This is a genomic window from Lichenibacterium minor (assembly GCF_004137685.1).
In the GTDB taxonomy this organism is placed as follows: domain Bacteria; phylum Pseudomonadota; class Alphaproteobacteria; order Rhizobiales; family Beijerinckiaceae; genus Lichenihabitans; species Lichenihabitans minor.
In genome coordinates, this window is record NZ_QYBB01000019.1 from 34,161 (window position 1) to 54,699 (window position 20,539).

The 20,539-nt window shown below is 71.6% G+C and carries 21 protein-coding genes and 1 riboswitch; of the genes, 8 read left to right on the forward strand and 13 right to left on the reverse strand.

The window, feature by feature from the left end:
* Positions 1-10 precede the first annotated feature (10 nt).
* The 5 genes from D3273_RS16200 (at position 11) to hflC (ending at position 4,018) form a co-directional block, all read left to right on the forward strand.
* The gene (locus tag D3273_RS16200) at positions 11-820 is read left to right on the forward strand and encodes a thymidylate synthase (RefSeq protein ID WP_129227935.1); all 810 of its coding nucleotides are present in this window, start codon (positions 11-13) and stop codon (positions 818-820) included.
* A 7-nt stretch (positions 821-827) separates the two neighbouring features.
* On the forward strand, positions 828-1,313 hold the full coding sequence (locus D3273_RS16205; RefSeq protein WP_129227936.1) for a GNAT family N-acetyltransferase: 486 nt from the start codon (positions 828-830) through the stop codon (positions 1,311-1,313).
* Complete coding sequence (locus D3273_RS16210; protein WP_245501209.1) at positions 1,310-1,822, forward strand: dihydrofolate reductase; 513 nt, start codon at positions 1,310-1,312, stop codon at positions 1,820-1,822. The genes D3273_RS16205 and D3273_RS16210 overlap by 4 nt, the downstream gene beginning before the upstream one ends.
* A gap of 145 nt (positions 1,823-1,967) precedes the next feature.
* Positions 1,968-3,104: an FtsH protease activity modulator HflK gene (gene hflK / locus D3273_RS16215; protein WP_129227938.1), complete on the forward strand. Its 1,137-nt coding sequence runs from the start codon at positions 1,968-1,970 to the stop codon at positions 3,102-3,104.
* Positions 3,101-4,018, forward strand: a complete 918-nt coding sequence (hflC, locus tag D3273_RS16220) for a protease modulator HflC (RefSeq protein WP_129227939.1) — start codon at positions 3,101-3,103, stop codon at positions 4,016-4,018. Before hflK ends, hflC begins: the two co-directional genes overlap by 4 nt.
* A gap of 247 nt (positions 4,019-4,265) precedes the next feature.
* On the opposite strand, the gene rpoH is transcribed toward hflC, so the two are convergent.
* The 13 genes from rpoH to D3273_RS16285 form a co-directional block, all read right to left on the reverse strand.
* A complete protein-coding gene (gene rpoH, locus D3273_RS16225; RefSeq protein ID WP_129227940.1) occupies positions 4,266-5,171 on the reverse strand; it encodes an RNA polymerase sigma factor RpoH in 906 nt (301 codons plus the stop codon).
* A 292-nt stretch (positions 5,172-5,463) separates the two neighbouring features.
* A complete protein-coding gene (locus tag D3273_RS16230; RefSeq protein ID WP_342634272.1) occupies positions 5,464-5,703 on the reverse strand; it encodes a YdcH family protein in 240 nt (79 codons plus the stop codon).
* A gap of 163 nt (positions 5,704-5,866) precedes the next feature.
* Entirely contained in the window at positions 5,867-7,162 is a 1,296-nt protein-coding gene (gene murA, locus D3273_RS16235; RefSeq protein WP_129227942.1) for a UDP-N-acetylglucosamine 1-carboxyvinyltransferase, read from the reverse strand.
* 63 nt (positions 7,163-7,225) lie between these two features.
* Complete coding sequence (locus D3273_RS16240; RefSeq protein WP_129227943.1) at positions 7,226-7,420, reverse strand: hypothetical protein; 195 nt, start codon at positions 7,418-7,420, stop codon at positions 7,226-7,228.
* Between the two features lie 209 nt (positions 7,421-7,629).
* Entirely contained in the window at positions 7,630-10,056 is a 2,427-nt protein-coding gene (locus D3273_RS16245; RefSeq protein ID WP_129227944.1) for a diguanylate cyclase domain-containing protein, read from the reverse strand.
* 227 nt (positions 10,057-10,283) lie between these two features.
* Positions 10,284-10,886, reverse strand: a complete 603-nt coding sequence (locus D3273_RS16250) for a GNAT family N-acetyltransferase (RefSeq protein ID WP_129227945.1) — start codon at positions 10,884-10,886, stop codon at positions 10,284-10,286.
* Positions 10,886-13,276 (reverse strand): Orn/Lys/Arg family decarboxylase, encoded by a 2,391-nt coding sequence (locus D3273_RS16255; RefSeq protein ID WP_129227946.1) that lies wholly within the window; start codon positions 13,274-13,276, stop codon positions 10,886-10,888. The genes D3273_RS16250 and D3273_RS16255 overlap by 1 nt, the downstream gene beginning before the upstream one ends.
* 162 nt (positions 13,277-13,438) lie before the next feature.
* Positions 13,439-14,287 carry a 23S rRNA (adenine(2030)-N(6))-methyltransferase RlmJ gene (locus D3273_RS16260; protein ID WP_129227947.1) on the reverse strand — a complete coding sequence of 283 codons (849 nt, stop codon included), beginning with the start codon at positions 14,285-14,287 and terminating at the stop codon, positions 13,439-13,441.
* A gap of 67 nt (positions 14,288-14,354) precedes the next feature.
* Entirely contained in the window at positions 14,355-15,014 is a 660-nt protein-coding gene (locus tag D3273_RS16265; protein WP_129227948.1) for a ribonuclease T2 family protein, read from the reverse strand.
* On the reverse strand, positions 15,011-15,466 hold the full coding sequence (locus tag D3273_RS16270) for a hypothetical protein (protein WP_129227949.1): 456 nt from the start codon (positions 15,464-15,466) through the stop codon (positions 15,011-15,013). Before D3273_RS16270 ends, D3273_RS16265 begins: the two co-directional genes overlap by 4 nt.
* 118 nt (positions 15,467-15,584) lie before the next feature.
* Positions 15,585-16,280, reverse strand: a complete 696-nt coding sequence (locus D3273_RS16275) for an ABC transporter permease (protein WP_129227950.1) — start codon at positions 16,278-16,280, stop codon at positions 15,585-15,587.
* A complete protein-coding gene (locus D3273_RS16280) occupies positions 16,280-16,957 on the reverse strand; it encodes an ABC transporter permease (protein ID WP_129227951.1) in 678 nt (225 codons plus the stop codon). Before D3273_RS16280 ends, D3273_RS16275 begins: the two co-directional genes overlap by 1 nt.
* Positions 16,958-17,130: 173 nt before the next feature.
* Positions 17,131-17,931: a transporter substrate-binding domain-containing protein gene (locus D3273_RS16285; protein WP_129227952.1), complete on the reverse strand. Its 801-nt coding sequence runs from the start codon at positions 17,929-17,931 to the stop codon at positions 17,131-17,133.
* Between the two features lie 452 nt (positions 17,932-18,383).
* Here D3273_RS16285 and D3273_RS16290 point away from each other — a divergent pair, with 452 nt between their 5' ends.
* The 3 genes from D3273_RS16290 to cobW all read left to right on the forward strand — a co-directional run bounded on the left by D3273_RS16290 (position 18,384) and on the right by cobW (position 20,523).
* Positions 18,384-18,587 (forward strand): hypothetical protein, encoded by a 204-nt coding sequence (locus tag D3273_RS16290; RefSeq protein WP_129227953.1) that lies wholly within the window; start codon positions 18,384-18,386, stop codon positions 18,585-18,587.
* Between the two features lie 171 nt (positions 18,588-18,758).
* Positions 18,759-18,908: riboswitch (cobalamin riboswitch) on the forward strand.
* Between the two features lie 164 nt (positions 18,909-19,072).
* Positions 19,073-19,492: a DUF1636 domain-containing protein gene (locus D3273_RS16295; RefSeq protein WP_129227954.1), complete on the forward strand. Its 420-nt coding sequence runs from the start codon at positions 19,073-19,075 to the stop codon at positions 19,490-19,492.
* On the forward strand, positions 19,489-20,523 hold the full coding sequence (cobW, locus tag D3273_RS16300; protein ID WP_129227955.1) for a cobalamin biosynthesis protein CobW: 1,035 nt from the start codon (positions 19,489-19,491) through the stop codon (positions 20,521-20,523). Before D3273_RS16295 ends, cobW begins: the two co-directional genes overlap by 4 nt.
* Positions 20,524-20,539: the final 16 nt, after the last annotated feature.

A 20,539-nucleotide genomic window follows, 5' to 3' on the forward strand; every position in this document is an offset into this window, starting at 1 on the left:
GTCTCGCCGCATGAAGTCTTATCTCGATCTTTTGGCCCACGTCATCGATGTCGGCACCCGCAAGTCGGACCGCACCGGCACCGGCACCCTGTCGGTCTTCGGTCCGCAGCTCCGCTTCGACCTCGAGGACGGTTTTCCGCTCGTCACCACGAAGAAGCTGCACCTCAAGTCCATCGTGCACGAGCTGCTGTGGTTCATCCGCGGCGACACCAACGTCGGTTACCTCAAGGACAACGGCGTCTCGATCTGGGACGAGTGGGCCGACGACCGGGGCGACCTCGGGCCCGTCTACGGGCATCAGTGGCGCTCGTGGCAGGGCGCCGACGGCCGCACCCACGACCAGCTCCGCGACGTGCTCGCCGAGCTGCAACGGAACCCGGACAGCCGCCGCCTGATCGTGTCGGCCTGGAACGTCGCCGACCTCGACCGCATGGCGCTGGCGCCCTGCCACTGCCTGTTCCAGTTCTACACCGAGCCGCTCCCCGGCGGCGGCCGCCGCCTGTCGCTGCAGCTCTACCAGCGTTCGGCCGACCTGCTGCTCGGCGTGCCCTTCAACATCGCCTCCTACGCGCTTCTGCTGGCCCTGGTGGCGCGCCACTGCGGCTACGAGCCCGGCACCTTCGTCCACGCCTTCGGCGACGCGCATATCTACGGCAACCACCTCGAGCAGGTGCGGACGCAGCTCGGCCGGGCTCCGCGACCGCTGCCGCGCCTCGTCCTGAACCCGGACGTGCGGGACCTGTTCGCCTTCCGCTTCGAGGACATCGCTTTCGAGGGTTACGACCCTTGGCCCGCCATCAGGGCGCCGGTGGCGGTGTGAGCGCGCCATGACCGCCGTCGTTCGTCCCGCGGTCGCCGCCGACGCCGCCCTGATCCACGACTTCGTGATGGAGCTCGCCAGCTACGAGCGGCTCGCCCACCAGGTGCGCTCGACGCCTGAGAGTTTCGCGCGAGCGCTGTTCGGCGAGCGGCCGCGCGCCTTCTGCGACATCGTCGCGTGGGAGGGGCAGGCGGCCGGGATGGCGCTATGGTTCTACAACTTCTCCACCTTCGAGGGTCGGCACGGCATCTACCTCGAGGACCTCTACGTCCGCCCCGAGCACCGCGGGCGCGGCCTCGGCCGCGCCTTGCTGGAAGGGCTGGCGCGGCGCTGCCTCGCGGAAGGGCTGACGCGCCTGCAGTGGAGCGTGCTCGACTGGAACGAGCCCGCCATCGGCTTCTACCGCGGGCTCGGCGCCGAGATGCTGGACGACTGGACGGGATGCCGCGTCGCCGACGACGCGCTGGCGCGGCTGGCGGGGGCGGGGGCGTGACGGTGCCCGTCGTCCTCATCGCGGCCGTGGGCCGCAACGGCGCCATCGGGCTGCGCAACGGGCTTCCCTGGCGCCTGCCGTCCGACCTGCGCGGATTCAAGGCCGAAACCATGGGCAAGCCCGTGGTCATGGGGCGAAAGACCTTCGCGTCGCTCGGCCGCCCGCTGCCGGGGCGGCACCTCGTGGTCGTGTCCCGCCATCCCGCGTCGCCGCTGCCGGAGGGCGTCGTCGGCGCGACCGGCGTCGAGGAAGCGCTGGCCCGCGCGCAGGGCATCGCGGCCGGGTGCGGGGCAGGCGAAGTGATGGTCGCGGGCGGGGCCGAGATCTACCGCGCCACCATGCCCTTCGCCGACGCGCTGCGGATCACCGAGGTCGACCTCGCCCCCGAAGCCGACAGCGTCTTTCCCGCCATCGATCCCACGCTGTGGCGCGAACTGTCCCGCGTGCCGGGGCGTCGGGGCGAACGGGACGAGGCGGATTTCGCCGTGGTCGGCTACGGGCGGCGGTGACGCCGCGACCCCCGACCGCGCCCGATTGCTGCCGCGCCCCCACTCCCCTATATCGCAGGTTAGGGCGGATGCGCCGTCGGCGAGGCCGCGGCGCGGCGCGGCGGTGACGAGGCTGCGGCGCGGCGCGCCTGTGACGAGGAACGGGATGTCCTGGAGCAACAGTGGCGGCGGCGGCCCGTGGAAGCCCGGCAATCCGGGACCCTGGGGGCAGGGGGCCGGCTCCGGCGGCGGAGGCGGTCAGACGCCTCCCGACCTCGAAGAGTTCATCCGCCGCAGCCAGCAGCGGCTGAAGGGTTTCTTCCCCGGCGGCAGCCTGGGGGGCGGCCTCGGCCTCCTGGCGATCGTGCTCGTCGCGGCCGTGCTGTGGCTCGCCAGCGGCTTCTACACCGTGTCGCCCAACGAGGTCGGCCTCAACCTCGTGTTCGGCAAGTTCCAGGGCACGAGCTCGCCCGGCCTGAACTACAACTTCCCCTATCCGGTCGGCGACGTCATCAAGCTCGCCGTGACGGACCGCAATTCGACCGACGTCGGCTTCGCGTCGGGCGCGACCCGCTCCGGGCAGCTCTCGAGCACCGACGTGCTCGCCGAAAGCCTGATGCTCACCGGCGACGACAACATCGCCGACGTGAAATTCCGCGTCATCTGGCAGATCGATCCCGAGCACCCCGAATTCTACGCCTTCAACCTGCGCCATCCGGACGAGACCGTGAAGGCCGTGGCGGAATCCGCCATGCGTGAGGTGATCGGCCGCCAGAAGATCCAGTACATCCTCACCTCCGGCCGCAAGACCATCGAGCCCGAGGTCCAGAACCTCATCCAGGGCGTGCTGAGCCAGTACAAGGCCGGCGTCCTGGTGTTGCAGGTGCAGCTCCTGTCCGTCGACCCGCCCGCGCAGGTCATCGCGGCCTTTCGCGACGTGACGGCGGCGCAGCAGGACCGGCAGCGCCTCAGCAACGAGGCCCAGGGCTACGCCAACAAGGTCGTGCCCGAGGCGCGCGGCGCCGCCGCCGCCATCGAGCAGGAGGCCGAGGGCTACAAGACCCAGACCGTCCAGGAGGCGCTCGGTCAGGCGTCCCGCTTCGAGCAGGTCTACGAGCAGTACAAGAAGGCGCCCGACGTGACCCGCGAGCGCATCTACCTCGAAACCATGGAGTCCGTCCTGGCCGGCGCCGACAAGACGATCATCGACAAGGGCGGCGCGGGCGTGCTGCCCGTGCTGCCGCTCGACGGCGGTGCCGCGGGCGTCGGCAAGGCGCTTTCGGCGATCGGAGCCAAGCCATGAGGATCGGCGGATACATCGCGGCCGCGCTCGCCGTCCTGATCCTGGTGGTGGCGAGCGGTGCGATCTTCACCGTGGACCAGACCGAGGAAGCCCTGGTGCTCTACTTCGGGCAGCCGGTGCGCGTCATCGACAAGCCGGGACTGCACGGCAAGATCCCCTTCTTCGAAAGCGTCGTCGACCTCGACAACCGCATCCTCGACCTCGAACAGCCTCAGGTTGAGGTGCTGGCCTCTGACAACCAGCGCATCCTCGTGGACGCCTTCCTGCGCTACCACATCGCCGACCCGCTGAAGTTCTACCAGACCGTGGGCACCGTCGGCCGGGCCAACAACCAGCTCGGCTCGATCCTGAACTCGGCGCTGCGCCAGGTGCTGGGCGAGGCGACGCTGACCCAGATCGTGAGCGACAAGCGGGCCGAGCTGATGGTCCGCATCCGCGACCTCGTGAACACGGAAGGCGCGCGGCTCGGCGTGGCGGTCAACGACGTTCGCATCCGCCGCGCGGACCTGCCGGCCGAGCTGTCCGACAAGATCTACGACCGCATGAAGAGCGAGCGCGCCCGGGAAGCGGCCGAATATCGCGCCAAGGGGTCGGAGCAGGCCCAGACGATCCGGGCCGACGCCGACCGGCAGGTGGTGGTGCTGCGCGCCGATGCGCAGAACCAGGCCGACACGCTGCGCGGCGCCGGCGACGCCGAGCGCAACCGCATCTTCGCCGATGCCTACGGGCGCGACCCGGCGTTCTTCGCCTTCTACCGCACCATGCAGGCCTATGTGTCGAGCCTGCGTCCGGATCGGACCAAGCTCGTCCTGTCTCCCGACTCCGCCTTCTTCCGGTTCTTCAACAGCCCGGACGGCCAACTGTCCGGCGCGACCCCGGCCCCGCCGGCGCCCGCCGCCGCCCCAGCGCCGTGACACAGCCGGCGCGGGGTTGCCCGGACCGCGCCCCCGAAGCGGGTCGCGAGCCGGGTGCCCCCGGCCTCATCGGGGCAGCGGGGTCGGCGAAGGCTGCCATGCTGGCCCGAGCCCAGGGGACTGGCAGGCTCGACGATCCGTTCGCCTTCCCTCAGCGGCGACCCCCGCCTCACCCTTTGCCGACATGAAAAAGCCGCCGGCGTTCCCGCCGGCGGCTTTTTCATGTGTGGCCGAGAGGGGCGGGCGGTCAGTGCGCCGCCAGCGCCGCATGCTCGCGGGCCGGGGCGGTTTCGATGCGCGCCATGCCGGCCTTCACCGCGGTCTGCACCTTCTCGAAGGCCCGCACCTCGATCTGCCGCACCCGCTCGCGCGAGATGTTGAACTCGTCGGACAGCTGTTCGAGCGTGATGGGATCCTCCGCCAGGCGCCGCGCCTCGAAGATGCGGCGCTCACGCGCGTTCAGCACCTTCAACCCGTCGACCAGCGCGTCGTGGCGGTTGTGCTTCTCCTCCTCGTCGGCGAGGATCACCTCCTGGCTGGTGGAATCGTCGACCAGCCAGTCCTGCCACTCGCCCTCGCCGTCCTCGCGCATCGGCGCGTTGAGCGACGTGTCCCCCGACAGGCGGCGGTTCATGTCGATCACGTCCTGCTCGGACACGCCGAGCTTGGTGGCGATGGTGGTGACGTGCTCGGGGCGCAGCTCGCCCTCTTCCAGCGCGGAAATCTGGCTCTTGGCCTTGCGCAGGTTGAAGAAGAGCTTCTTCTGGCTCGCGGTGGTGCCCATCTTCACGAGCGACCAGGAGCGCAGGATGTATTCCTGGATGGACGCGCGGATCCACCAGATCGCGTAAGTGGCGAGGCGGAACCCCTTGTCGGGCTCGAAACGCTTCACGGCCTGCATCAGGCCGACGTTGCCTTCCGAGATCACCTCGCCGATCGGCAGCCCGTAGCCGCGATAGCCCATGGCGATCTTGGCGACGAGGCGGAGGTGGGACGTCACGAGTTCCTGAGCGGCGTCGCGGTCCTCGTGCTCGCGCCAGCGCTTGGCGAGCATGTATTCCTGCTGGGGCTCCAGCATCGGGAACTTGCGGATCTCGTTCAGGTAGCGCGTGAGCCCGCTTTCACCCGAGATGATCGGAAGCGCGTAGGCCATTCTGTTCTCCTTCTGGGGTCCACGGTTCGGCGGACCCCGGCAAGCGCCTCTCGGAGCTCGCTTGCCAACCCCGTCTTATAGCGGCTCGGCGGTGGCGCCCCTAGGACCGGAGGGCGAGATGGCTAAGAATTAATGCGCCGGCTGTCCCCCTCCCGTCGCGTCAGATGGCAACGCCGCTGAATCGACGGATGATCCGGGGTGCGACGACGGGGCGGCCCTCATCGCGGAAACGGCGCGGGCCCAGTCCGGTCCCGCGCCGCCATGACGATCCGATGTGGAAGGGCCGGCCCGCTCAGTGCCTGAGCTTGGTCATCTCGTTCTTCAGCAGGAGTTTCTTTCGCTTGAGCTCGCTCAATCTGACCGGGTCGCAGGCGGGATGAGTCTTTTCGACCTCGATCTGCCGGTCGATCGACTGGTGGCGACGGCTCAATTCAGCGATATGGCCCTGCACGGACATCCTGAACTCCGGTTTTCGATCGCGCGACATGAAGGCGCGACGACGGGAGCATGACATGCCGGTGACGTCGCACAAGCGCGGGCGGCCCCGGGTGTCATCACAGTTTCGCGATCTCGCCCAGCGGCGCCGATCCGCGGTGGAAAGGGTGACGCGGATGCCGCTCCCGCGGGCACGCGGTCCGGCCCGCAGGCCGGCGCCGGGGCGCCGACCCGTTTCGGCGGGACGCCCCTGACGCGCGTCAACCGTGGCCGGAGATGCGCTCCACCACGGCGCCGCACTGGCCGAGCTTGTGTTCCAGGTGCTCGAAGCCGCGGTCGAGGTGGTACACCCGGTTGACCATGGTTTCGCCTTCCGCCGCTAGTGCCGCGATGACGAGGGACACGGAGGCGCGCAGGTCCGTCGCCATCACGGGCGCGCCCTGGAGCTTCGGCACGCCGTCGACGATGGCGGCATCGCCGTCGAGGCGGATCTTCGCGCCGAAGCGCGACAGCTCGCCGACGTGCATGAAGCGGTTCTCGAAGATGGTTTCGGTGATGCGCGACGCGCCCGACGCCCGCGTCATCAGCGCCATGAACTGGGCCTGCAGGTCGGTCGGGAAGCCCGGGAAGGGCGCCGTCGAGATGTCGACGGGCGAGATGCCGTTGCCGTTGCGGCGCACCCTCAGGCCCTCGTCTGAGGCGTCGAGGCGGGCGCCCGCCTGCTGCAGCGCCTCGAAGGCGCCGCTGAGCAGGTCGGCGCGCGCGCCTTCCAGCATCACGTCGCCGCCCGTCATCGCCACCGCCATCGCGTAGGTGCCGGCCTCGATCCTGTCCGGCAGCACCGAGTGGCGCGCGCCGTGAAGCTTGGCCACGCCGTCGATCTCGATGGTTTCGGTGCCGGCGCCGGTGATGCGGGCCCCCATCTTGTTGAGGCAGTCCGCGAGGTCGACGATTTCCGGCTCGCGCGCGGCGTTCAGCACCGTCGTGCGGCCGTCCGCGAGGGCGGCGGCCATCAGCGCCGTGTGGGTGCCGCCCACCGTCACCTTGGGAAAGCTGATCTCGGCGCCCCGGAGCCCGCGGGGCGCCTTGGCGATGGCGTAGCCGTTCTCGATCGCGATGGTGGCGCCCAGGCGCTCCAGCACCATCAGGAGGAAGTCCACCGGCCGCGTCCCGATGGCGCAGCCGCCGGGCAGCGACACCTTGCAGGCGCCCATGCGGGCGAGCAGCGGCGCGATGACCCAGAACGAGGCGCGCATGCGGCTGACGAGGTCGTAGGGTGCCGTGGTGTCGACGATGTGCTCGGCGCGGAGATCCACCGTCTGGCCCGACTGGAGCTCCTCGCCGGGGCGCTTGCCCTTCAGCGTGTAGTCGACGCCGTGGTTGCCGAGGATGCGCACCAGCATGTTGACGTCCGCCAAGCGCGGCACGTTCTCCAGCGTCAGCGTTTCGTCGGTGAGCAGGCTCGCGATCATCAGGGGTAGGGCCGCGTTCTTGGCGCCCGAGATGCGGATGATGCCGTGGAGCGGCTGTCCGCCGACGACGCGAATGCGGTCCATGTGTCCTCGCTGGTGGTCGGGCCGCCCTGGGACGCGACCGCTGATGGGAAGAAGAAAAGCCGGTCAGCCCGCGGGGTCGGCCCGCTCGGCGTCGGCGCGGCCGCGGCTCTGGGCCTTGCGCCGCTTCAGGTTGGCGCGCAGTGCTTCGGCGCGCCGGTCGGTCCGTGCGAGCGCCTGGGCATCCGTTTCGGGGCGGGGCGCGTTCGGGCGATCGCCGGTCGACGACGCGGGGCCGTCCTGTCGATCGGTCGGGTCCATGGCCGTCCTCGTGGCGGGCGCCGCCCTGCGCCGCGCGGCGGAATCGTCATATTCCCTTCGCCGAAGGGCGGCAAGCCGCGCGGCCCGCGGTGGCACGTCCGCCGGGCAGGCTCGCGCGACGCGTTCGGCCCCCTGCGCTCACCGGCGCCGCGACGGCTTCGCCTCGGGTCGCACGCGGGGGGATCGCCCGGCGCGGGGGGCGCGGCGCGTTACGCGGCGCGCGCTCTGTCGTCGGGGCGCGGGGCGGCGCTCCGGCTTTCCAGCTCCTCCATCACCAGGCGCGCGAGGGCGGCGAGCAGGTCGCGCCCGCGGTCGTCGAGCGGGGCGCGGGGTGCCGTGTCGGCGATGCAAAGCGCCCCCAACCGGGCGCCCCCGTTGGGGTCGACCAGCGGCGCGCCGGCGTAGAACGCCACCCCGCCGCGGGTCAGCGCGTTGGCGGCGAAGCGGGGGTCGGCGGCCGTGTCCGGCACGACCAGGGGCGCGTCGCCCAGGATGGTATGGGCGCAGAAGGCGTCGCGGCGCGGCACGGCGTCGATCTCCGTGCCGTGCCGCCCCACGAGGGTCGCGGTGTCGCGGCCGATCAGCGACACGAAGGCCACCGGCACGTCGAGCAGGTGGGCGGCCACGCGGGCGATGCGGTCGAGGGATTCGGAGGGCGCGAGGGCGCCCGAGCCCTCGTAGGCGGCGAGCGCCGCCAAACGCTCGGCCTCGTCGGCGGGCACGGGGGCGAGGGGGGCGTCGGGAAGGCTCGCCGTCACGCGGTTCCGCCCGGTCCGCTTGGCCTCGTAGAGGCAGGTATCGGCGGCGGCCACCAGCGCGTCCCTGTCGGGTTGGCGTCCCGTCGCGGGGCCGGAGGTGGCGCAGCCGATGCTGACCGTCACCACCCCGCCGCAGAACGGGTTGCCGTCGTGGGGGAGCGCCAGGGCTTCGACGGCGCGGCGGACGCGCTCCGCCACGACGGCGGCGCCCTTGGCGTCGGTCCCGGGCAGCACCATGGCGAATTCTTCGCCGCCGTAGCGGGCCGTGAGATCGCCGGGCCGCGAGATCACGCCCCGGACCGCATCCGCCACGGCGCGGAGGCAGCCGTCGCCGCCCTGGTGCCCGTAGCGGTCGTTGAACAGCTTGAACCGGTCGACGTCGAGCAGCAGCAGCGAGATCGGCCCGTCGTCCCGCTCGGCGCGGCGCCATTCGGCTTCCAGGATCTCGTCGAACCGCCGGCGGTTGGCGAGGCCCGTCAGGGCGTCGTTGTTGGCGAGGTGGGCCAGCTCGGCATTCAGCGCGGCGGCCCTTTCCTCGGCGTGCTTGCGCAGGGTGATGTCGCGCAGCACGGCGATGAAGCCCCGGTCTCCGGGCAGCAGGCCGTAGCGGCCCTCGACCCAGACGATGCGGCCGGTGCGGTGGCGAAGGCGGTACACCGCCTCGACGTCGGAGCGCCCTTCGCGCGCCGACAGGATCAGGGCCGCGACGGTCGGCCAGTCGTCGGTGTGGATGATCTCCTGCGGGCTGCGCCCGACCAGCTCCTCCGGCTCGTAGCCCAGCACAGACCGGCAGGCGGGCGACACGTAGCTGCGCCGCAGCGACGGGTCGAGCCGCATGATGACGTCCTGCGCGTTCTCGGCGAGGAGCCGGTATTCCGCCTCGCTTTCGGACAGCCTGCGCTCGGTCCGGGCCGTCCGCTCCAGCTGCCGCGTCAGCTTCGATCCCAGGCCCAGCGCCAGGAAGCAGAGCGCCGCCAGCGCCACGCCGACGATGGCGGTCTTCTCGCGCCACGCCGCGAACACGTCGTCCTCCGCCATCGCGACGTCGACGATCATCGGCAGGCTGCCCACCCGGGCGAAGCTGTAGATCCGCTGGAGCCCGTCGGTGGAGGCCGTCCCGCTGAAGGTCCCGGACGGCGCCGTGAGGAAGCGCTGGAAGTTTGCGCTGCCGGCGAAGCTGCGGCCGATGTCGCTGGCGGCGGGCAAGCGCATCACGCAGGTGCCGTCGAGCAGGAACAGGTTGATGTTGCCCCGCCGGCCGAGGTCCTCGCGGGCGAAGAGCTCGTGGAAATAGCTGAGCCCGATCGTGCCCACCACGACGCCCACGAACGACCCGTCGGCGGCGCGCAGGCTTCGGCTGAAGGCGATGACCTCGTCGCCGCCGGTCACGCGGCGGCGGAAGGGGCGGCTGATGTAGAGGCCCCGGCTCGGGTTCGCCTTCTGCGCCTGGAACGCGTCGCGGTCGGACAGGTCCGCCCCGATGAAGCCCGGTGCCGAGCCGCGCACCACCTTGCCGTCGCGGTCCAGCACCAGCAGCGAGCCGAGGCCCCGCCCGGTCGCGGAGCGGTCGTAGAGCATCAGGTCCTGCACGCGAGGGCTGAGGGTCGCGAGGTCGGGTTCGGACAGGCCGTCGGCGACGGCGCGCAGCGACAGGTCGTAGAGCTCGATGTTGCGGTCGATGTTCTGGGCCAGGGCGGCGACGAGGTTGCGCTCGCCCGTCACCGCCTGGTCCCAGGTGTCCCGGTGCAGGTCGGCGAGCATCAGCGCGGATGCCGCGCAGAAGCCGCCCACGACGAGCACCACGGTGGCGATCCAGAACCGGGAGGACGCGGCGAACCGCGGCGTCCGGGGCCGGGTGGAAGGCGCGATGGCGGTCAAGGTGTCACTCCCGGCGTCGCCCCAACGCTGGGGCAGCGCGCCTGAAGCCGGGTTAACGGGACGAACCGTTCGACGATCGCGGTGAACGCTTGGCGAACGGGCGGGCCCCGCCGCGGTGCCCGGCGAGCGCCGCGCCGCCGCCCGGTGCCGCCCGCCGGCGCCACGGCCGGGCGGGCATCGTCACGCCGACGGGTGGCGCACCGGATCGGCGCCGGCTCCGGACGGCATCAATGCGTCGCGCCGGGACCGCGGCCGGGCAGGGGCGTCGGGGCGCTCCCGTCGCCTTCGCCCAGCGCCCGCTGCACCATGATGCTGTCCGACCAATGGCCGAACTTGAACGCCACCGCGGGCAGCACGCCGACGCGCCGGAAGCCGCAATGCTCGTGCAGCCTGAGCGACGCCTCGTTGGCCCCGTCGATGTAGCCGATCATCTGGCGGTAGCCGCCCGCCGCGCAGGCGTCCACCAGCGCCGGGAGCAGGAGCCGGCCGATGCCCATGCCGGTGCGCTCCGGATGGATGTAGATCGAGTGCTTGAGCGTGTAGCGGTAGGCCGGCCGCTTGCGGAACGGCACCGCGTAGGCGTAGCCCGCCACCTCGCCGTCGAGCGCCGCCACGAGGTGGGGCAACCGCTTCGCCCGCATGTTGCGGCGGCGGCGCTTCAGGTCCTCCGCGTCGATGCCCTCGACCTCGTAGGCGCCGACGTCGCCGATGCCGCGCCCGATGTGGTGGGAATAGATCGCCACCATGGCGGGGACGTCGGCGTCCGTGGAAGGGCGGATCGCCAGGGTGCGGTCGGACAGGGTCCGGTCGGACGGGGTCGTCGCGTCCATCAGAACTCCCGCGGCCGGCTGCGGGCCCCGGCGCGCCCGCCTTCGCGCATCACGTAGGTGTAGAAGCGGATGCGCCCGCCCGGGTCCACCTCCCGGTAGACGCCCTGGATCTCGGCGTCGAGGCCGGGGAAGCGGTTCGAGCTTTCCTCGAACATCTTGAAGTAATCGAGCATGGGCTTCGCGCGTGGCCCGATCCGCTCGCCCGGCACCAGCACGCCGATGCCCGGCGGGTAGACCAGCATCAGCGTCGTGACGATGCGCCCTTCCGCTTCCTCGATCGGCACGTAGTCGACGCGGTTGCGCACCAGCGCCCGCACGGCCTCGTGGGGTGGCACCACCATCTCGGGCAGGTGGTCGGGCTCGAACATGGCGCGCTGCAGCCGGCTCGTGCCGTGGGCGCGGTGGAACGCGTGGAACTCGCGGCAAAGCGCCTGGATGCGCATCCCGCCGTAGCGCTTGGCGCGGCGGCGCACGAAGTCGGGCATGACCTCCTCGACGGGCGCGTCCTCGTCGTGCAGCCGCTTGAAGGCCACGAGCGCCGAGATCAGCGTGCCGGCCTTGGACGATTCCACCCCCGGCGTGAGCAGGAACAGCATGGAGTTGAGGTCGTTCTTCTCCGGCACGATGCGGTTCTCGCGCAGGTACTGCGCCACCACGGGGGCGGGGATGCCGACATCGGCGTAGTCGCCGGTGGCGCGGTCGAAGCCCGGGGTCAGGATCGTCAGCTTGTTCGGGTCGGTGAGGGCGAAGCCTTCCGCGACATGGCGGAAGCCGTGCCAGCGGGCCCCGGGCTGCAGCATCCAGAAGCGGGGGTCGGTGGCGAGGTCGTCGGTCGGCACCTCCTCCCACGGCAGATCGCCCGCGGGCTCGTCCTCGGTCGCCGGCATCGGCACCGTGTCGGGCACGAAGGGGTCGAAGAACCAGCGCTGGCCGGGCTCCTCCTTGGACTCGAACTCGCGCCGGATGGCGCGGATCTTCTTGCGCAGCTCGATGCCGAGCCGCACCGTGTCGTCCCACAGCACCTGGCCGGAGCGGCCCTTCATCATCTGCGCGCCGACGTCGAGCGAGGCGAAGATGGGATAGAAGGGCGACGTCGAGGCGTGGAGCAGGAAGCTTTCGTTCATGCGCCGGTGCTCGACGCGCCGCTCCTGGCCGCGGATATGGCCGTCCTTGGTGTGGATCTGCGACGCCTGCGAGAAGGACGCGAGCTGCTTGTGCGCCGATTGTGTGGCGATGACGCCGGGCGAATCGGGGCCCAGCTCCTTCAGCCCCATGGCGAAGCGGCCGGCATACAGCGGATGGAACTTCATGAAGCCCGCCCAGGCCTCGTCGAACAGGATGTAGTCGCACAGGTGCCCGATGCGGGCGACGATCTGCTCGGCCGAATAGATCGTGCCGTCGTAGGTGCATTGCTCGATCACCGCCACGCGGAACGGCCGCGGCCTGCGCCACGCGTCGGGGTCGATGACGAGCGGGTTGTCGCGGATGCGCTCGCGGATCCGCTCCTCGTCGAAGGCGTCGGCGTAGATGGGCCCGATGAGCCCGTGGGCGTTGCGGTCCGTCGGCAGGAACACCGGGATGCCTTCGCCGAGGAACAGCGCCCCGTGCAGCGCGGCCTTGTGGTTGTTGCGGTCGAACAGCACGAGGTCGCCTTCGGCCACGAGGGCGTTCAGCACCACCTTGTTCGACGCGGACGTGCCGTTGAGCACGAAATAGGTGCGCTCGGCCCCGAAGATCGCCGCGGCTTCGCGCTGGGCGCGCAGCGCCGGGCCCTCGTGGACCAGGAGGTCGCCGAGGTCGAGCACGGAATTGTCGATGTCGTCGCGGAAGATCGCTTCCCCGAGGTGCTCGACGAAGATGCGGCCGATGGGCGACCGGTTGTAGAACACGCCGCCGTTGTGGCCCGGGCAGGTCCACAGCTGGTTGCCCTGCTCGGCATAGTCGACGAGCGCGCCGAAGAAGGGCGTCTTCAGCGTGTCGGCATATTGCTTGACGCGGCTGACGAGGCCGCGGGCGATGAAGTCCGGGGTTTCCTCCGCCAGGAAGATGTAGCCGTCGATGAAGTCGACGACCTCGACCGGGATGTCCTCTAGGCGCTTGCGCCGCACCATCACGACGATGGGCATCTCGAGCCCGCGCTTGCGCATGAGGTTGACCAGCGCCGCCGTCTTGCCTTCCAGGCCGCGCTTGCCCCAGTCGACCACCATGCAGCCGATGGCGGCGTCGGTCTGCACCGCGATGGCGGCGTCCTCGACCTTGCGCGCGCGCACCACCTCGAAGCCGGATTTCTCCACCGCCTCGATGATCTGCTCGATGCGCCGCCCTTCGAGGTCGTCGGGGTCGAAGGTGGGCGTGCACATCAGCACGGTGAAGCGACGGGTGAAATCCAAGGGGCAGCCTCCGGGCGGACCGCTTCAATCGGGGCCGAGTGCGACAATGGCGTGACGGCGGCCGGGCGGAGCGGTGTGACAGGTCGGACGTCGGCCGCGACCGGCGGCCCCGGGGGCGATGGGACCCCCCGCGGGACCCCTACGACGGGAACGGCGGCCGGGTCACTCCCCCGCGAGCCACCGCACCGTCCATTCCGTGGCCTGGCCGGGCCGGGCGAGCGTTTCGGCGAGCCAGGGCAGCAGCGTTTCCGCCTCGCCCTTCAGCACGTAGGGCGGGTTGACGAAGGCGAGGCCGCATCCCGCGAGAGGCCCGGCGTCCGGGTCGCCGACGAGGAGGTGCACCTGCAGCACGCGCTTCATGCCGGACCGCGCGAGGCCGGCGGCGAAGCGGCCCACGGCGGCGCGGTTCTTCAGCGGGTACCACAGCATGTAGGAGCCGGTCGGCCACCTCGCGTGGGCGCGCAGCATGGCGGCCAGGAGCCTGTCGAACTCGTCCGTCTTCTCGAAGGGCGGGTCGACCAGCACGAGGCCGCGGCGCTCGGGCGGGGGCAGCACGGCGTTCAGCGCCGCGTAGCCGTCCGACGCCAGGACGCGCACGCGCGGGTCCCGGCCCGTTTCCCGCTTCAGCGCTTCGGCGTCCTCGGGATGGAGTTCGCACAGCGTCAGGCGGTCCTCCGGGCGCAGCACCCATTGCGCCACGGCCGGCGAGCCCGGGTAGGAGCGCCACGCGCCGTCGGCGCCGCGCGGGCCGACCGCGGCGAGGTAGGGCGCCATCACGTCGGCGAGGGCGGGCGGCACCGCGGCGGCATCGATGCGGGCGATGCCGTCGCGCCATTCGCCGGTGCGGGTCGCCTCGTCGCCGGTCAGGTCGTAGACGCCCAGCCCCGCATGAGTGTCGACGAAGCGCAGGGGGGCCGGCTTGGCGATCATGTAGGTGAGCACGCGGGCCAGCAGGGCGTGCTTGAGGACGTCGGCGAAGTTGCCGGCGTGGAAGGCGTGGCGGTAGTTCATGGCGCGAGCCTTACACCGGCCCGGGCCGCGTCGCACCCTGCGAAGGGCGAAAGCCCCTCGCCCCGCGTCAGCGCACCGGCGGCACGTCGATGCCCGGCGCGCGGCAGGATGCGCGCGCGACCTCCGGGCAGGCGACGAAGGAGCGGAGGTCCTTGCTGAAGCAGACCCGGACCTCCTCCAGATCGCCCGCCCGGCAGGTCACCGCCATCTCGTCCGGGCGCAGGCCGGGGTTCGCCGCCGCGAAGGTGCGGGCGATGTCGAGCGGAGCCCAGATCTGGTCCTGCGCCGGCCTGGCGAAGGGGGCCGGCACCGTCACGGCATCGCGCGCCCGGCGCACGGCGGCGAAATAGTCGGTCGGGCTCAGCCCCGTGCAGGTCCCGTGCTTGCGCCACTCGTAGCGCGCCAGCCCTTCGGACGGGTACACACCGTCCGTCGTGGCGAGCGCCTGGCGCGACGGGCTCCGTTCCGCTCCCCCGCAGTCGCTGGGAAAGCCGTGGTCGAACTGCGGCCACAGCCCGTGGACCGTGAAGCCGATGCCGCTTCCGGCCGCGCACTGGTCCTTGGCCTTGGCTTCGCCGCCCGTCGCGCAGAAGCCCGGCGACCAGGACAGGGACAGGACGTAGAAGTCGAAGCGCCCGGGCGCCACCGGCCCGCCCGCCGCCGTCTGGGCCGCGGCCGGGACCGCGAGCACGCCCAGCGCGGCCGCGAGGGCGGCGAGCCGTGTCACGGCCGCGCCAGCTGGCACGCCGGCGCGTAGGCGAGGTCGCGGTCGAGCCCGAGCAGGCACCACTCCACGCCCGTGCCGTAGCCGATGATCCCGAGGTCCTGCGTCACCGAATAGGACACGTCGTGGTAGGAATTATCGTTGAGCAGCGCCCGCGCGGTGCAGAAGTTGCGCGGGATGTGGTCGGCCCCCCAGGGCCGCGCCGCGAGCAGCTTCACCCGGTCGAAGCTGACGATCTCGAGGCTGGTGTTCCAGTATTCGGATTCCTTGCGGGCGAAGCGCGACGAGATCGTCGACAGCACGCCCGTGTCGCCGCACACCGGCAGGTCGCCGTCGTAATCGTAGTAGCGCTTCTCGGCCGGCACGACCGGGCGGGCCTGCGCGCCCGATGCGGCGCCCGCGAGCGCCGATGCCGCCGCGAGGGCGAAAGCCAGGGCTCGGAATGGGCGTGTCATCGTCGGTCCGTTCCTTCGTGGTCGGCGCGCACGATGCCGCTGCCCGCGCGCCGGGGTCAAGCGCCGCCGGCCCGATGCCGCCGATCCGCGCCCCGGTGTGGCCCGCGGACGACAGCCTTCACCGCGTCCGGGCGCCGTCGAGCCGCGCTTCGAGCAGCCTGAAGCCGCGCGCGATGGCGAAGGTCAGGACGATGTAGACCGCCCCCGCCACGTAGAGCCCTTCGGCCGTGTAGGTCTTGGCGGCCAGGCGCCGGCCCACGCCGGTGAGGTCGATCAGCGTGACGGTGCTGGCGAGCGAGGTGGCCTTGAGCTGCAGCACCACCTCGTTCGACAGCGCCGGCAGGGCGATGCGGAACGCGCGGGGCAGGATCACGCGCCGCAGGGCCAAGGCCCGGTTCATCCCCACCGCCGACGCCGCTTCGCGCTCGCCGGCCGGCACCGCCAGGATGCCCCCGCGCACCACCTCGCCCGTGTAGGCCGCCATGTTGAGCGAGAAGGCGATGAGCGCGCAGGGCAGGGGATCGCGCAGCAGCGGCCAGACCGCGGACGTCCGCACGACGTCGAACTGCGGCAGCCCGTAATAGATGATGAAGATCTGCACGAGCAGCGGCGTGCCGCGGAACAGGTAGGCATAGGCGGTGGCCGGCACCGACAGCAGGGGGTTCGTCGACAGGCGGGCGAGGGCGATCGGCACCGCCAGGGCGAGGCCGACCGCGGTGGACACCGCCAGGAGCTCGATGGTGATCCCGAGCCCCGACAGGAACGCCGGGAACTGCCGGGAAGCCGCGTCGGCGACGCCGTCGAGAAACGCCATCACGCCGCCCGCGCGAGGCCGCGGTTGGCGCGGCGCTCCGCCCACGCGAAGGCCGGCCCCGACAGCAGCACGAAGGCGAGGTAGATCAGCGCCGCCGCCACGTAGAAGTCGAAGGGGCGCTTCGTCACCTGGGCGGCGATGTCGGCCTTGCGCATGATCTCCTCCAGCCCCAGCACCGACACCAGCGACGTGTCCTTGAGCAGCGTTTGCCACAGGTTGGAGATGCCGGGCAGGGCGTAGCGCCAGGCCTGCGGGAGGTGGATGCGGACGAAGATCCGGGCCCGCGGCATGCCGAAGGCCCGCGCCGCCTCGATCTGGCCCTTCGGCACCGCCGCGAAGCCGCCCCGGAAGGTTTCCGACGCATAGGCGCCGAACACCACCGACAGCGCCAGCACGCCGCCCGCGAGCGGGCCGATGGAGACGTCCGTCCCCAGCAGCCCCGACAGGATGTCGGGGAGGCTGAAGTACACGATGAGGAGGAGGAGGAACTCGGGGACGCCGCGGACGAGGTTCGTCAGCAGCGTCGCCGGCACGCGGATCCAGGCCAGCGGCGACAGCTTGGCGGCCGCGCCGGCGATCCCGAGCGCGACCCCGAAGGCGAGCGACAGGAAGGCCACCTCCAGCGTCACGGCGGCGCCGGCGAGGAGTTGCCAGCCGAAACCGGACAGGTCGAGCATGGGTCGGGCGCCTTCGGCTCAGAGTCTGTGGACGGATCGAGCTTGCTTCCGAGCGCCCGCTGGGGACGCCGACGATTTCTGCCCGTTGTCGACCGATGGGGCATCTATGCACGGACGTCCGGGGGCCGCGCGGCGCCGGTCCCGCCCGAGGGGGCGGGCGGCGCCGCCTCGGCTCACTTCTTGGCGGCGCCGGAGCCCATGATGTCGAAGGGGAAGTAGCTGTCGTTGATCGTCTTGAACTGGCCGTCCGAACCGACGGTCGCCAGGGCCTTGTTGAAGCTGTCCGCCAGCGCCGTGTCGCCCTTGCGCACCGCGATGCCGGTGCCGTCGCCGAAGATGGCGGGGTCGGTCAGCGGCTTGCCCGCGTAGGCGAACCCCTTGGCCTTGCCGGTCTTCTGCAGCCAGTCGTATTCGATGGTGGCGTCGGCCAGGGTGGCGTCGGCGCGGCCGTTCTCGACGTCCAGGAAGGCCTCGTCCTGCGACTGGTACACCTTGGGGGTCGCGATGCCGGCGAGCTTCTCGGTGACGTATTTCTCGTGGGTCGTGCCGCTCTGCACCGCCACGGTCTTGCCCTTGAGGGTGGCGGGGTCGTCGGTGATGCCGGACCCATCCTTGGCGACGAAGCGCGCCGGCGCGATGGTGACCTGGTTGGTGAAGTCCACGGCCTTCTTGCGGTCGTCCGTGATCGACATCTGCGACAGAATGGCGTCGATCTTGTGGGCGTTCAGCGCCGGGATCAGGCTGTCGAAGTCGGCGTTGACCCATTCGCACTTCATCTTGGCCGCGGCGCAGAGCGCGTTGCCGAGCTGGATCTCGTAGCCCTTCAGCTCCCCCTTGTCGTCCTTGTACTCGAAGGGCGCGTAGGCGGCCTCGGTGCCGATCCTCACGGTCTTCTCCTGGGCGCGGGCTGCGCCCGTCAGCGCGAGGGCGGCGACGAGCCCCAAGGTCAGGCTGTTCAGGACCGGCGTCTTCATGCGAGCTTTCCCCCGTCGATCGCGGGTGGCCCGCGCCGCTCCGGCACGACCCTCACCCCGTCGCGAATCTGTGGCTGCGATTTCGCCCGACTTCCGCCGGGGCGTCAACCGGCCGCCGCCCGGGGCCTAGCAAGGGCCATGCCCCGGGGACGGTCGCTTTCGGCGGGCGGGGCCGGGTCCGAGGGGCGCCGATTCAAACTTCGTCAACCAAACCGCGCGAAGGTCCACATCGGGCCGAAACTGTCGCGAAGCGGAAACACGGCGTGGTGAATCTCCCCTGAACCGGGGGGTGATCCGCCCCAATTTGGCGCCACGCCGAGTGCATACTCAGGGCTGTCGGGGTGCCGCAGCGCGCGATGCGCGGCACTTGCGGCGGACGACGCGCGAGATCGGCCGTCGGCGACCGGCTTTCGGGGCGGTCAAGCATTCATCAGTCGAGGCGAGGTCCATCCATGACGTTCTTTTCCCGATGCGAGGCCTCGCAGTGCTTCGAGCCGGGGCTTCGTTCCACGTCGTCCCGGCGCCTGCGGACGCCGGCCGCGTCCGGCGGCTTCCGCCGGGCGCTGTCCGGCTTCTTCGAGGACGTGGGGATCCTGTGCCGCTACGCCGCGGGCCTGGACTATTACGGCCGCGACCGCCGCGGCGCGAACCGCTGACGCCCGTCCGCTCCTGACGGTGGCGGCCGGGGCGCGAGCTTTCCGGCCCCGCCAGGGTCGCCCGCCCGGCGGCGGCGCGCCCCGAGATTTGACCCCGTCCCGCCGCAGCCCTATGCATCGCGGCAGCACTGGTCCCCCGCGAGGGGGCCGGCGTCCCCCGGGGCGCCGGACGGGAACCCGGAACGCGCCCCGAAGGCGCGGAGGCCGGGACTGCCCCCGCAACTGTGAGCGGAGAGCCTGATCGTCACGAGGCCACTGGGATGCGCTCCGCATCCCGGGAAGGCGACGGTTTCGGCGCTATCATCCGCGAGTCAGGAAACCTGCCGTGCTGGCGCCGCCGTCCACCGAGACGGCGCAGCGATGTCGGTGCGCGCCGGGCGGGGTGTCCTGGAGCCTGAACGGCCCGTCCGCGGCCGTCCATCCCGCGGGGCTCGCCCTGCGGGGCGCCCGCATCCCGACCCTTCGGTGAACAGGCGCGGGACCGCATGGCCATCTTCCAGGAACCGGATCCGGTTCGCCCCGACGCGGTCGAGGCCGCCACGACCCTCTTCGTCTGCGTCACCTGCCGGGTCGAGGGCGACGCGTCCGAGATCCGCGCCGGCCGCCGTCTGCACGACGCGCTCGTCGGCGCGCTCGGCGCCGATCCCGCCGTGCGGCTGGTGCCGGTGGAATGCCTCAGCGCCTGCCGCCGCCCCTGCGCGGTGAGCCTGACCGCGCCCGGCAAATGGACCTACGTGTACGGCGACCTCGCCGCCGAGGCCGCCGCCCCGGTGCTGGCCGATGCCGCCCGCCTTTACGGCGCGACGGCCGACGGGCTGATCCCGTGGAAGCTGCGCGCCGACCCCATCAAGAAGGGCGCGGTCGCCCGCGTCCCGCCCCTCGCCCTGCCAGGACAGACACCATGAGCGCGCTCGCCAAGGTCCCCGTGACGGTCGTGACCGGCTTCCTCGGAGCCGGCAAGACCACGATGATCCGCCACCTGCTGGAAGGCAGCCACGGCCGGCGCCTGGCGCTGATCATCAACGAGTTCGGCGACGTCGGCGTCGACGGCGACATCCTGCGCTCCTGCGGGATCGAGTCCTGCCCCGAGGAGAACATCGTCGAGCTCGCCAACGGCTGCCTGTGCTGCACGGTGGCGGACGATTTCGTGCCCGCCATCGAGGCGCTGCTGGCGCGCGAGCCGCGCCCCGACCACATCGTGGTCGAAACGTCGGGGCTCGCGCTGCCGAAGCCGCTCGTCAAGGCCTTCGACTGGCCGGCGATCCGGTCCCGCGTCACGGTCGACGGCGTGGTGGCGGTGGTGGACGGCGCCGCCGTGGCCGAGGGCCGCTTCGCCGACGACCCCGCCAGGCTCGCCGCCCAGCGCGCCGCCGACGGCTCGGTCGACCACGACAACCCGCTGGAGGAGGTCTACGAGGACCAGCTGCTCTGCGCCGACCTGATCGTGCTGAACAAGGCCGACCTCCTATCGGCGGAGCGGCTCGACGCCGTGTCGGCCGAGATCCGCGCCGCGATCCCCCGCGCCGTCAAGGTGGTGCCGACCCGGGAAGGGCGCATCGCCGCCGAGGTGCTGCTCGGCCTCGCCGCGGCCGCCGAGGACGACCTCGCCAACCGCCCGTCCCACCACGACGGCGAGGAGGGCCACGACCACGACGACTTCGACAGCTTCGTGCTGGACGTGCCGCCGCTGGCCGACCCGGACGTCTTCGTCCACAAACTCGCCGGCATCGCGCAGCGCCACGGCGTGCTGCGCACCAAGGGCTTCCTGGCCGTCGAGGGCAGGCCGATGCGCCTGCTCGTGCAGGGCGTCGGCTCGCGGTTCCGGCAAAGCTTCGACCGGCCCTGGGGCGCCGGCGAGGAGCGGCGCGGCCGCCTCGTCGTCATCGGCGAGAAGGGGATCGACCGCGCCGGGATCGCGGTCGACATCGGGGCATGACGGCCGGATAAGGGCC